11 protein-coding genes and 1 pseudogene are annotated in these 12,900 nt (G+C 62.1%); 8 read left to right on the top strand and 4 right to left on the bottom strand.

Going from position 1 to position 12,900, the window contains the following annotated elements; all coding sequences use genetic code 11:
- Positions 1-106: 106 nt before the first annotated feature.
- Both PG883_RS20530 and PG883_RS20525 read left to right on the top strand, forming a co-directional pair.
- Positions 107-1,012 (top strand): annotated as a pseudogene (locus tag PG883_RS20530) (DUF748 domain-containing protein); the annotation flags it as partial.
- Positions 1,013-1,671: 659 nt separating this feature from the next.
- Positions 1,672-2,268, top strand: coding sequence for an acetate uptake transporter (locus tag PG883_RS20525; protein ID WP_113977316.1), 597 nt, complete (start codon positions 1,672-1,674; stop codon positions 2,266-2,268).
- 80 nt (positions 2,269-2,348) lie between these two features.
- On the opposite strand, the gene PG883_RS20520 is transcribed toward PG883_RS20525, so the two are convergent.
- Positions 2,349-3,158: a zinc-dependent peptidase gene (locus PG883_RS20520; protein WP_210600248.1), complete on the bottom strand. Its 810-nt coding sequence runs from the start codon at positions 3,156-3,158 to the stop codon at positions 2,349-2,351.
- An 18-nt stretch (positions 3,159-3,176) separates the two neighbouring features.
- On the bottom strand, positions 3,177-3,590 hold the full coding sequence (locus PG883_RS20515) for a GNAT family N-acetyltransferase (protein ID WP_210600265.1): 414 nt from the start codon (positions 3,588-3,590) through the stop codon (positions 3,177-3,179).
- A 330-nt stretch (positions 3,591-3,920) separates the two neighbouring features.
- Between PG883_RS20515 and PG883_RS20510 the strand changes: the two genes are divergently transcribed.
- Positions 3,921-5,420, top strand: coding sequence for an alanine/glycine:cation symporter family protein (locus PG883_RS20510; RefSeq protein WP_043156472.1), 1,500 nt, complete (start codon positions 3,921-3,923; stop codon positions 5,418-5,420).
- Between the two features lie 67 nt (positions 5,421-5,487).
- Here PG883_RS20510 and PG883_RS20505 read toward each other — a convergent pair whose 3' ends face one another.
- Complete coding sequence (locus PG883_RS20505) at positions 5,488-6,294, bottom strand: crotonase/enoyl-CoA hydratase family protein (protein ID WP_109112109.1); 807 nt, start codon at positions 6,292-6,294, stop codon at positions 5,488-5,490.
- Between the two features lie 157 nt (positions 6,295-6,451).
- Here PG883_RS20505 and PG883_RS20500 point away from each other — a divergent pair, with 157 nt between their 5' ends.
- The 5 genes from PG883_RS20500 (at position 6,452) to PG883_RS20480 (ending at position 12,745) form a co-directional block, all read left to right on the top strand.
- Positions 6,452-8,239, top strand: coding sequence for a putative nucleotidyltransferase substrate binding domain-containing protein (locus PG883_RS20500; protein ID WP_043156481.1), 1,788 nt, complete (start codon positions 6,452-6,454; stop codon positions 8,237-8,239).
- Positions 8,240-8,241: 2 nt separating this feature from the next.
- Complete coding sequence (locus tag PG883_RS20495; RefSeq protein ID WP_210600249.1) at positions 8,242-8,868, top strand: 3'-5' exonuclease; 627 nt, start codon at positions 8,242-8,244, stop codon at positions 8,866-8,868.
- 107 nt (positions 8,869-8,975) lie between these two features.
- Complete coding sequence (locus PG883_RS20490) at positions 8,976-9,287, top strand: DUF485 domain-containing protein (RefSeq protein WP_270807911.1); 312 nt, start codon at positions 8,976-8,978, stop codon at positions 9,285-9,287.
- Positions 9,284-10,939 carry a cation acetate symporter gene (locus PG883_RS20485; protein ID WP_039039048.1) on the top strand — a complete coding sequence of 552 codons (1,656 nt, stop codon included), beginning with the start codon at positions 9,284-9,286 and terminating at the stop codon, positions 10,937-10,939. Before PG883_RS20490 ends, PG883_RS20485 begins: the two co-directional genes overlap by 4 nt.
- Positions 10,940-11,152: 213 nt before the next feature.
- Positions 11,153-12,745, top strand: a complete 1,593-nt coding sequence (locus PG883_RS20480; RefSeq protein ID WP_010674576.1) for an ABC-F family ATPase — start codon at positions 11,153-11,155, stop codon at positions 12,743-12,745.
- Positions 12,746-12,804: 59 nt separating this feature from the next.
- Here the strand turns inward: PG883_RS20480 and PG883_RS20475 are convergent.
- The coding region (locus PG883_RS20475; protein WP_160171047.1) for a transposase at positions 12,805-12,900 on the bottom strand (96 nt) is incomplete at its 5' end.

Here is a 12,900-nt window from a genome sequence, read left to right as displayed (position 1 = left end):
TTAGACCGCGCAAATGTTTGGATTTCAGGCAACCGCAGATCGTGTTTGATGAACTACGACAGGTTGCTTGATTTGGCGGGTGTTGCACTTCGGAGTTGAATTCGCGACCACTTTCACCCCCTACTCCAGCACCTACGCCGGTTATGCCATCGACAAGGGCCAGCTCTCCATGAAGCTCAACTACCAGTTACACGGCAACCGGCTGGAGGGGGACAACGACATCACCATCAAGAAGCTGCAACTGGGGGAAAAGGTCAAGAGCGAGCAGGCCAAGGATCTGCCGCTGGGGCTGGCGGTTGCTCTGCTGAGCGATGCCAACGGCGTCATCCAGATGAACCTGAAAGTGAAGGGCAATCTGGATCAGCCTGACTTCAGCCTCGGCAACATCTTCTGGGACGTGCTCGGCAACACCCTGCGCAAGGCGGTCACCTCCCCCTTCTCGCTGCTCGCCTCCCTAGCGGGCGGCAGCGAGGATCTGGACGAGCTGCCCTTCCTGCCTGGTGAGCCGGATCTCACTCCCACTCAGCAGGAGAAGCTGACCAAGCTGGCACAGGCCCTCAAGGACAGACCCAAGCTCAGCATGAACATTCGCGGCAAGGTCAACTTCAATGAGGAGCGCCCCATCTTACAGCGCCAGAAGCTCGAGCGGGTGCTGGCCAAGATCACCGGCAATCCGGTGGATCTCGATCTGCTGGAGCAGGACCCCGCCATGCAATCGGCACTGGCAGAGGCCTATGAGGCCCGTTTCAACGAAGATCTCGGGGATCTGGCCGATCGGCTGAAGCTCGATGAAGCGAGTCCGGCCCTGCGCGCCCAGGCGGTTATCCTGCTGCGGGATCAGCAGCTCATCACCGCCAAGTCCCTGCGCAATCTGGCCATGCGCCGCGCCCAGAACACCAAGGAGTTTCTGGTAGACCGCCAGGGGATCGCGCCGGAGCGGCTGTTTGTGCTGGACAGCCAGGTCAAGGAGGCCGACAAGGAGGCCAAGGTGGTACTGACCCTGGACGATTGAGCCGGTGACATCAGCAGGATGAGGGGGATGCCATTCCCCCTCTTCTTTGGGATTGAGCCCTTCTTTCGAGGGCTGTTGCCAAGCACATGCCCGCGTTCCTTCTTTCCCCCTTCATCCGGCCAGCCCTCTCGGCTATCCAGCAACAATCTGCGTCACTGAATAAGGCCAACTGCAGAACCCAAGCTCGCGTTCAACACTTTATCACCCCCATCCTGACCCTTTGTTTCAGATATCCACCTCGTCAGCTCGCTAGCCCGGCGCAATGCCCCTTGCTCAACCATGCCGAAGCCGCGGACAGACAGTCAGGCTGCTTGCATTGAACCGGTTATTGATACCTCTTGTCTGATGGCATATGGGCGTATTTTTTGGCCTCAGGGGTGCTCAGGTTTGGCGATGAAAATACGGTAGACAGCGCGGCTCAGCCCATCGCCTCGAGCTGTATGAAACTTTCAGAAACGTTCTGCTCAATACAATTTATCAACCTTGTCCGCACCATTCATTTACCTGCCATCTACCTGGATCGCACGAATGGTTAGCCGGGTAAAAAATTCCGTTATTTTTTACTGTTTCGTCCCTTCCGCCTCTTGCCCGGGGCCAAGAGCCTGCCTAAAATCGCGCGTCTTTTATCAACCCCCACCTCTATTTTTGGAGAACGCCACGTGAGCGAAAAATTGGCCAACCCTGCCCCTCTGGGTCTGATGGGTTTCGGTATGACCACCATTCTGCTGAACATCCATAACGCAGGTTTCTTCCCCATCAGCGCCATGATCCTGGCCATGGGTCTGTGCTATGGCGGTCTGGCCCAGATCATCGCCGGCATCATGGAGTACAAGCGTGGCAACACCTTCGGTGTCACCGCCTTTATCTCCTACGGTACCTTCTGGTGGAGCCTGGTGTTCCTGCTGATGATGCCGGGCATGGGTCTGGCCGAGGCCACTCCCCACGCCTACATGGGCTGGTACCTGCTGATGTGGGGCATGTTCACCCTGTTCATGCTGATCGGGACCGTCAACTTCCCGCGCGTGAAGCAGTTCGTGTTCGCCTCCCTGACCGTACTGTTCTTCCTGCTGGCCGCCCGTGACTTCACCGGCAGCACCCTGATCGGCACCATCGCCGGTTTCGAAGGCATCATCTGCGGCGCCAGCGCCATCTACCTGGCCATGGCCACCGTGATCAACGAGCAGTTCGGCCGCACCGTGCTGCCCATCGGCGAGCAGAAGAAAGCCGCTCCCGTCGAGCTCAAAGCCGCTGCCTAAGCACCCGGCGACATCGCTGTCACGAAAAAGGCACCCTCAGGGGTGCCTTTTGTGTTTCTGCCGCCCGGACACAGTGCCGGTCAGCCCTGCTCCCCGGGATCCCCAGCAAGCAATCGGGTGGCCGGGTAGCGGGCGGCGGGATCCTGGCCGTAGAAGCGGGCGAACTGGTCATAGACCGCGGGGTAGACGGCGCGCAGACGCAACGGATCGGTGAAGAAGCTCTCGCTGCACACCGCGAAGAATTCGGCGGGGTGCGAGGCGGCGTAGGGGTCTATCTCGGTCACCTCCTCTCTGGTCAACTGATCGTTCATCTCGTCAAACGCACCTTGCAGCGCCCGGGTCCATTGCTGGGGATCCATGCCCCGCGGCAGGGGCGGTGCACCGTCCGCATCCCCTCCCAGCATGTCGAGCTTGTGGGCAAGCTCATGGATCACCAGGTTGAATCCGTCCCAGTCCCCGTCCTGCTGCAATTCGCTCCAGGCCAGCACCAGTGGCCCCTGGGGCCAGGATTCACCGGCGTTCTCCTCTTCAAATTCGCTCACCAGCCCGAACTCGTCCTGCACCTCCTGACGACGGGTCACGGGCTCGGGGATGATGATCACCTCGTGGAAACCTCGATACCAATCGAACCCCAGGTGCAGGATGGGCAGCACTGCCTGCAGGGCCAGCACCCCCTGCTGGCGGGGCGTCAGTTCCACCCCGATCTGGGTGAGGGTCTTGCGCGAGAGAAAATGACGCGCCAGCTCCATCAGCTTCTGCGCCTCTTCTTCTTCAAGCCCCTGCAAGATGGGCACCGCCGCCAGCGCCTCGCGCCACTCCTGCTCTTCTGGGAGACGGGGCTCCCGGGGAGATGCACCACCCAATACCTCTTTCAACTTGGACCAGAACACACGGACTCCTCTTGCCAATCAGACAGCTTTCACAAAACGTTTCGGACGCTCGCAATACCCTTGCGCCAGATAAAATCGGTGCGCCCCTTCGCGCTTGAGGCTGCTGGAGAGCTCCAGCTGGTCGCACCCCAGGGCTGCCGCCCGCTGCTCTGCCGCCGCCAGCAGCAGGGCCCCGATGCCCCCGCCCCTTGCACCCTCATCGACAACCAGCGCCGAGATCAGGCCCCAGGCTGGTGCAAGGTGCATGGGTTGCAAGTGGTGCCACACCAGCACCCCCACCGGGATCCCCTCGCACAGGGCCACCAGTACCTCCCGCGCCGGATCGGGCTGGGCCAGCCTGGCGCTGACCGCCCCGTCAGGGTTGGGGTAGCCCAGCTGGGCAAACAACCCCGTCAATCCGGCCCCATCTTCCTCCCCGGCGAGGCGAATGATGTATCTGTTTTCCCTTGTTGCCACTCCTGGCCTCCTATTTGCATTACCCCAATCAGCCCTCTGGGCATGGCAAAGCGGCAGATGATGGGTATGTACCGAATCTTGTCCAGTTCCATTCACCATTTGTTAATGTCAATTCACAAATTAACAAAGTCACAACACTTTTCACTAGGAAGGCCCTGAACAAACCGATATGTTAAATCCCGCGGACTAACCAGTCGAAAGTCCCGCACAATCCTGAGTGACCCCCTTGGTCACCGCATATTTCAATGTTAAGGGAGCGAGGCATATAGACCTCGCCAAGACAGCGCAACAAAGGAGTTGTTGTACATGAATGAGATCGTCAATGCCATCAATGGCGTGATTTGGAGCCCTGCGCTCATCTATCTGTGTCTGGGGGTGGGCCTCTACTTCTCCCTGCGCAGCCGTTTCCTGCAACTGCGTCACTTGAAAGGCATGATACGCCTGATGTTTCAGGGCAAGGGCAACGATGCCGGTGTCTCCTCCTTCCAGGCACTCTCCATGACCCTGGCCGGTCGCGTCGGTACCGGCAACATCGCCGGTGTGGCCACTGCCATCACCTTCGGCGGCCCGGGCGCCCTGTTCTGGATGTGGATGGTCGCCTTCCTCGGCGCCAGCTCCGCCTTCGTGGAGTCCACCCTGGGCCAGGTCTACAAGGAGAAGATCAACGGTGAATATCGCGGCGGTCCGGCCTTCTACATCGAGAAGGGCCTGGGCATGAAGTGGTATGCCTGGACCTTCGCCATCGCCACCATCTTCGCCTGCGGCGTGCTGCTGCCGGGCGTACAAGCCAACTCCATCGGCTCCAGCCTGCAGACCGCCTTTGACATCGATCCCAACGTCACCGCCGCCGGTCTGGCGCTGCTGCTCGGTTTCATCATCTTCGGCGGCGTCAAGCGCATCGCCAATTTCGCCAGTACCGTGGTGCCCTTCATGGCGCTGGGTTACATCATCGTCGCCTGCGTCATCATCGCCCTGAACATCGGCCAACTGCCGGGCGTGATCCTGCTCATCTGGAAGAGTGCCTTCGGGATGGAAGCCGGCTTCGGCGCCATTCTGGGTCTGGCCATCATGTGGGGTGTCAAGCGCGGGGTCTACTCCAACGAAGCCGCCCAGGGGACTGGCCCCCACGCCTCCTCCGCCGCGGCGGTGAGCCACCCGGCCAAGCAGGGCCTGGTGCAGGCGTTCTCCGTCTACATCGACACCCTGTTCGTCTGCTCCGCCACCGGCTTCATGCTGCTCATCACCGGCCTGTACAACGTGCAGGGCCCGGACGGTGCCGCCCTCTACACCGGCATCGCCGGCATCGCGGCAGGCCCCGGCTATGTGCAGACCGCCATGGAAAGCATGATGCCAGGCTTTGGCAACTACTTCGTCGCCATCGCCCTGTTCTTCTTCGCCTTCACCACCATCGTGGCCTACTACTACATCGCCGAAACCAACATCGCTTTTGTCAACCGCAAGATTAACCGCCCCTGGCTCACCTTCCTGCTGAAGATTGCGCTGATGGCTGCCACCGTCTACGGCACCGTCAAGACCGCCGATCTGGCCTGGGGCCTGGGTGACATCGGGGTCGGCCTGATGGCCTGGCTCAACATCGGTGCCATCCTGATGCTGCAAAAGCCGGCTTTCGCCTGCCTCAAGGACTACGAGGCACAGCTGGCCAAGGGTCTGGATCCCGTGTTCCACCCGGAAAAGCTCGGCATCAAGAACGCGGACTACTGGATTGAAAACCGCGCCGAAGTAAACCTGATGCGCGAGCAAACCGGCCACCCCTTCGAGGCGGACCCGGATACCGTTGCCAAGTAATCAGACGGCACAATGCAAAATGGCAGCCTAGGCTGCCATTTTCATTTGTGTTGGATGGATGAGGGGTTCAAAGCGCGTTGCGGCGCGGTCCGAATGGCAGGCGCCAGCGAAACAGGCTGTTGAGGGTCGCCCGCCACTGGTTGGGGCGCCCCAGGATCTGCCTCTGCAACCGGGTCTCTTCCTTGAGCATGGCCTCGTCACTGCGAGCCCAGGCCTGGGTGTAGAGCTGCTTGATCCCCGCCAGCGCATCCGGCGACTTGGTGATCAGGGTCCGGGCAAAGGCCCGCGCCTCTTCCAGAGGATCCGCGCACACCCGGCTCACCAGGCCGAGGGACTTGGCTTCGCTGGCTTCCAGCTCGCTCCCGCTCATGGCAAGCTCCATGGCGGTATCCATCCCCATCAGGTTGCGCAGGGTGACGCTGCCGCTCATGTCGGGGATGATGCCCCACTTGATCTCCATCACCGAGAAGCGGCAATCCGGGGTGCTGAAGCGAAAATCGGCGCCGAGCGCTATCTGCAGGCCGCCGCCAAAACAGACCCCCTGGGTCACCGCAATCACGGGCACCGGCAGTTGATGCCAGCCATAGGCCACCCGCTGGGCCAGGTTGGTCGCCTCGTCCGCCTCGCGCTTGAGGATCTCCAGCGCCGCCACCGGCTGCCTCAGCATGGATTTCACATCCAGCCCGGCGCAGAACGCCCGCCCCTCCCCGTGCAGGATCACGGCCCGCAGCCCTTTTTGCCGGGATAGCGCGTTCAGCGTCTCGTCGATGGCGTCGAACATGGCCCGATCCAGTGCGTTGAGCTTGTCCCCCCGGCAGAGCATCACCTCGGCGATCCCCTCCTGAAACACCCATTTGACCCTTGGCTTTTCCATCTCCGTCTTCGTCCTTTGATTCAACTGGTCATACCACAACGTTACCAGAGTGTTATGGGCAGGTACAGGGAGGCCGCCCCAGGCCTGCGACTAAAGTCGGCTGGCCCGGTGGTGGAGCCTTTGTCAGACTGGCCCCATGGTCACGGTGGAGCCTCTCATGTCACTTCTGTTCAATTTTGCCCGTCCACCGTTCGACGGCCTGGACGAGGAGGCACGCCAGCGGCTCGGTCAGCACCTCAGCATCTGCTACTTTCGCGCGGGCCAGACGGTGCAGCACGCCGGGGAGGAGCCCGCCGGGCTCTACCTCATCATCAAGGGGGCCGTGGAAGAGTCTGCCCCCCATCAATCCTTTGGCGACTATGGCGAGGGGGACATGTTCGACGTCCGTGCCCAGTTTGACGGGCACTGCCGCCACCGTTTCGCCGCCCTGGAAGATACCCTCTGCCAGCTCATTCCCCGCCCCGTCTTTCTGGCCCTGTGCGACGAGCACCCCCATATCGCCCGCTACTTCACCGCCACCCTGGCGGAGCGCCAGCGGGAGCAGGAGCGCCGCGGCCAGCTCGGACAGCAGAACCTGGCAGAGTTCATCCTGACCCGCATCGCTCCCGACCATCTGCAGGCGCCGCTGATCGTGGAAAGCAGCCTCTCGCTCCTGGCCGCCACCGAGGCCATGGTGGCCAGGGGCACCGACTGCCTGCTCTATCCCGGAGCAGACGGCAGCCTGAGCCTGGCCACCCGCAAGACCCTGCTCCACGCCCTCACCCTCAAGGGATTGTCGCTCAGTGCGCCGCTGGCGGTGCTGACCCCCACCCCGCTGACGGGTCTGCCACTGGGGAGCTATCTGTTCGATGCCCTGCTGCTGATGACCCGCCACCGCATCAAGCGCCTGGTCATCTGGCAGGGGCAGGAGGTGGCAGGCATCCTGCATTTGACCCAGGTGCTCGGGCTCTTCTCCACCCACTCCCATGTGTTGACCCTGCGCATCGCCCGCGCCGACTCCCCGGCCGCCCTCGAGGCGGTCGCCCGGGAGCAGCAGCAGCTCATTCGCTCCCTGTTTGCCCAGGGGATCCACACCCTGTTCCTGATGAAGCTCATCGCCACCATCAACGAGCAGTTGATCGCCAAGGCCTTTTCCCTGGTGATCCCTGCGGCGCAGCAAGAGCAGGTGTGCCTGCTGATGCTGGGGTCGGAGGGGCGTGGCGAGCAGATCCAGAAAACCGATCAGGACAATGCCCTGATCCTGCCGGATGGCCTGCCGTGGCCCACCCAGTCGGCGGATCTGGCCGCCTTCAGCGCCCTGCTGGCGCGCCTGGGTTATCCCCCTTGCCCGGGCAGGGTGATGGTCAACAACCCGGCCTGGGTGAAGCCGCTTGGCGGCTGGCTGCAAGGGATAGAGCAGGCCTGTGTGCGCGCCAGCGAAGCGGATCTGCTCTGGCTCGCCACCCTGGCCGATGCCCAGGCCATCACGGGAGATCGCGCCCGGCTCGCCCCCGTCGCCCGCCACCTGCGGGCCTGCCTCGCCGACCGGCCGGATCTGCTGGCGGAGATGGCAAGGGCCGCCGTCGCCTTTCACGCCCCCCTCACCCTCTTTGGCAGACTGGAGCAAGCCCCGGAGGGGCTGGATCTCAAGCGGGGCGGCCTCTTCCCCCTTGTCCACGGCGTCCGGGTGCTCTCCCTGGAGGCGGGGATCCTGGAGACCTCGACCACAGGACGCATCGAGGCCCTGGTGGGCCAGGGACGCCTCAGCCGGGACTATGGCACCAATCTGGCGGAGGCCTTCCGGCTGTTCATGCGGCTTCGGCTGCGCAGCCAGTTGCAGGAGGGAGACGGACGGGTGCGGGTGGCAGACCTCGGCCCCGCAGAGCGGGATCTGCTGCGCCATGCCCTGCACCAGGTGAAGAAGTTCCAGCAATGGCTCACCTTGCACTTTCGTCTTAGGCAATAGCGATGTGGATGCACTGGCGCCGCCGCTGGCTTGGCAGGACGTTTCGGGAGGGGGAGTTTGCCCCGCTCTTTGCCGCCCCCCCGGCCGACGAATGGGTGGCCCTCGACTTCGAGACCACCAGCCTGGATCCCGACCGGGCCGAGATCGTCGCCATCGGGGCGGTGCGCATTCGGGGCAACCGGCTGCTGACAGGTGAAGCGCTCTCCCTGCGGGTGTTGCCACCCGACAACCTCACCGCCGAGTCGGTGGTGATCCACGGCCTGCGCCATCAGGATCTGCAACAGGGAATGGCACTGGAGCCCGCGCTGCGCGCGCTGCTGGAGTTCATCGGCCCCCGTGAGCTGGTGGGGTATCACATAGCCTATGACCTGCGCATTCTCAACCTCGCCTGCCAACGGCTGTGGCGGCTCACCCTGCCCCAGCGCGGCATCGAGGTGAGCCGCCTCTATCACGATCACCTCTATCGCCGCTATCCCGATGCCGCCATCGATCTGCACCTGGCCGCGATCTGTCGCCATCTGGCGCTGCCAGCCCTGCCCCCCCACGACGCCCTGAGCGATGCCGTCACCGCCGCCCTTGTCTTTGTACGCCTGCATCAGGGCGGCCCGCTGGCTTATCCCAAAGTCTAATTGTCCACTAATAACATTTGATTCACATTTTGATTACATGGACAGCCGTGCTGTCCGGTAGGGAACCCCTCATCCACCGCTGACACTCAACGTCATGGAGAACTGCAATGGAACAGCAACCGTATCTTCGGATCCAGCAAGATCCCAACTTCCAGGCACTGGTCGCCAAACGCCAGCGTTTTGCCTGGACCCTCTCCATCCTGATGCTGGGGCTCTACCTGGCGTTCATCCTGCTCATCGCCTTTGCACCGGGCTGGCTTGGCACCTCCTTGAGCGAAGGCTCCAGCATCACCCGTGGTATCCCGGTCGGGATTGGTCTCATCGTATCGGCCTTCGTGCTGACCGGTATCTACGTATTTCGTGCCAACGGCGAGTTCGACGAGCTGAACCAGAAGATCCTCAAGGGAGCGCAATCATGAAAGGCAAGTTTCTGCTGCCGCTGGCAGGTCTGATCTCCACCCCCTTGCTGGCGGCCGACGCCATCAGCGGCGAGGTGCAACGCCAACCCCTCAATATCTCGGCCATCGTGATGTTCGTGGTCTTCGTGGCCGCCACCCTGTTCATCACCTACTGGGCCTCCAAGCGCAACCGTTCGGCTTCCGACTACTATGCCGCCGGCGGGCGCATCACCGGCTTCCAGAACGGTCTGGCCATCGCCGGTGACTACATGTCCGCCGCCTCCTTCCTCGGCATCTCCGCCCTGGTCTATACCTCGGGCTACGACGGTCTCATCTACTCCATCGGCTTCCTGGTGGGCTGGCCCATCATCCTGTTCCTGATCGCGGAGCGGCTGCGCAACCTCGGCAAGTACACCTTTGCCGACGTGGCCTCCTACCGCCTCAAGCAGACCTCGGTGCGCAGCCTCTCCGCCAGCGGCTCCCTGGTGGTGGTCGCCCTCTACCTCATCGCCCAGATGGTCGGTGCCGGCAAGCTCATCGAGCTGCTGTTCGGCCTCCAATACCACGTGGCCGTGGTGCTGGTCGGCATCCTGATGGTGCTCTACGTGCTGTTCGGCGGCATGCTGGCCACCACCTGGGTACAGATCATCAAGGCGGTGATGCTGCTCTCCGGTGCCTCCTTCATGGCCATCATGGTGATGAAGTCCGTCAACTTCGACGTCGGTACCCTGTTCAGCGAAGCGGTCAAGGTGCATGCCAATGGTGCGGCCATCATGAGCCCGGGCGGCCTGGTCGCCGACCCCATCTCCGCCATCTCCCTTGGGCTGGCCCTGATGTTCGGTACCGCAGGTCTGCCCCACATCCTGATGCGCTTCTTTACCGTGAGCGATGCCAAGGAAGCCCGTAAATCGGTGTTCTATGCCACCGGCTTCATCGGGTACTTCTACATCCTCACCTTCATCATCGGCTTTGGCGCCATCCTGCTGGTCAGCACCAACCCGGACTTCAAGGACGCCACCGGCGCCCTGCTGGGGGGCACCAACATGGCGGCGGTCCATCTGGCCGATGCGGTGGGCGGCAGCCTGTTCCTGGGCTTCATCTCCGCCGTGGCGTTTGCCACCATACTGGCGGTCGTGGCCGGGCTGACCCTGGCGGGGGCCTCCGCGGTCTCTCACGACCTCTATGCCTGCGTCATCAAGGAAGGCAAGGCCAACGAGGCCGACGAGCTGCGCGTCTCCAAGATGACCACCCTGGTACTGGGTGTGGTCGCCATCGGCCTTGGCATCCTGTTCGAGAAGCAGAACATCGCCTTCATGGTGGGCCTGGCGTTCTCCATCGCGGCGAGCTGCAACTTCCCGGTGCTCTTCCTCTCCATGTTCTGGTCGCGCCTGACCACCCGTGGCGCCGTCTATGGCGGCTGGCTCGGTCTCATCAGCGCCGTGACCCTGATGATCCTGGGCCCCACCGTCTGGGTGAAGGTGCTGGGTCATGCCCAGGCCATCTTCCCCTACGAATACCCGGCGCTCTTCTCCATGGGGCTGGCTTTCATCGGGATCTGGTTCTTCTCGGTCACCGACAAGTCCCAGGCAGCCTCCGACGAGCATGCGAAGTTCTTCCCGCAGTTCGTCAGATCCCAGACCGGGCTCGGTGCCTCCGGCGCCTCCGCCCACTAAGTGGCATCCCACGCATCCAAGCCGGCCCAGTGCCGGCTTTTTTCATGACCGCCCCTCGCCTCCCCTCTGCAAGAGAAGCCGGAGCCCGTTGCCGGCCTGGTCGTGAAACCTTCCCCCCCCCCCGCAATGGAGCCAGATCACAGTTCCTGCTAAAACTTTCGGGGGATCTGTGCCATAATGCGCGCCATTTGACAGACCAACCGGGACATTCCAGTGCTTTCAAGCAACAACATCACCATGCAGTTCGGCGCCAAGCCGCTGTTTGAGAACATCAGCGTCAAGTTTGGCGGCGGCAACCGCTACGGCCTCATCGGTGCCAACGGCTGTGGCAAGTCCACCTTCATGAAGATCCTCGGCGGCGATCTCGAACCCACCGGCGGCAATGTGAGCCTGGATGTCAACGAGCGCATCGGTAAGCTGCGCCAGGATCAGTTCGCCTACGAAGAGATGCGCGTACTGGACGTGGTCATGATGGGCCACACCGAGCTGTGGGCCGCCATCGCTGAACGCGATGCCATCTACGCCAACCTGGAGGCCACCGACGACGACTACATGAAGGCCGCCGAGCTGGAAGGCCTGGTCGCCGAATATGATGGCTACACCGCCGAATCCCGCGCAGGCGAGCTGCTGCTGGGTGCCGGTATTCCCATCGAGCAGCACAACGGCCCGATGAGCGAAGTGGCCCCGGGCTGGAAACTGCGGGTACTGCTGGCGCAGGCGCTCTTCTCCAACCCCGACATCCTGTTGCTGGACGAACCGACCAACAACCTGGACATCAACACCATTCGCTGGCTGGAGCAGGTGCTCAACGATCGTGAAAGCACCATGATCATCATCTCTCACGACCGTCACTTCCTGAACTCCGTCTGCACCCACATGGCGGATCTGGACTACGGCGAGCTGCGGGTCTACCCGGGCAACTACGACGAGTACATGCTGGCTGCCACCCAGGCCCGCGAGCGCCTGCTGGCCGACAACGCCAAGAAGAAGGCCCAGATCGCCGATCTGCAATCCTTCGTCTCCCGCTTCAGCGCCAACGCCTCCAAGTCCAGCCAGGCTACCTCCCGCCTCAAGCAGATCGACAAGATCAAGATTGAGGAAGTGAAGGTCTCCAGCCGTCAGAACCCCTTCATCCGCTTCGAGCAGGACAAGAAGCTCTACCGCAACATCCTGGAGATCGAGGGCGTCTCCAAGGGTTATGGCGACGGTCCCCTGTTCAAGGGGCTCAACATGATGCTGGAAGTGGGCGAGAAGGTCGCCATCCTGGGTACCAACGGGATCGGTAAGTCCACCCTGATCAAGACGCTGGTCGGTGCCCTGGCACCGGATACCGGCACCATCAAGTGGTCCGAGAACGCCCAGATCGGCTACTACGCCCAGGATCACGCCGAAGATTTCGACACCGATCTCAATGTGTTCGACTGGATGGCACAGTGGAAGCAGGAAAACGAAGACGAACAGGCGGTGCGCTCCGTGCTGGGTCGTCTGCTCTTCTCCCAGGACGACATCAAGAAGCCGGTCAAGGTGCTCTCCGGTGGTGAACAGGGCCGCATGCTGTTCGGCAAGCTGATGATGCAGCGCCCCAACATCCTCATCATGGACGAACCGACCAACCACCTGGACATGGAATCCATCGAATCCTTGAACCTGGCGCTGGAGATGTACAAGGGCACCCTGATCTTCGTCTCCCACGACCGCGAGTTCGTCTCCTCCCTGGCGACCCGCATCCTGGAACTGACCGAAGACGGCATCCGCGACTTCGGCGGCACCTACGAGGATTACCTGCGCACCCAGGGTGTGGTGTAATCCTCCGCTTTCAAGCAAAGCGATCAGAACCGGCGCCTCGTGCGCCGGTTTTTTTAGGTTCATCGCGGCTTTCCGGGGAAGGCCGCCTTGATTTTCAGAAAAAAGTATTCTGAGTCCCTAAATCCATATGCCATGCGCTTTATCACTTTGATCTT

It is taken from the genome of Aeromonas sp. QDB25, assembly GCF_027707725.1.
GTDB lineage: Bacteria > Pseudomonadota > Gammaproteobacteria > Enterobacterales > Aeromonadaceae > Aeromonas > Aeromonas caviae.
The sequence above is the reverse complement of the archived record's forward strand: the minus strand, read 5'-3'. Positions and strand labels throughout refer to the sequence as shown.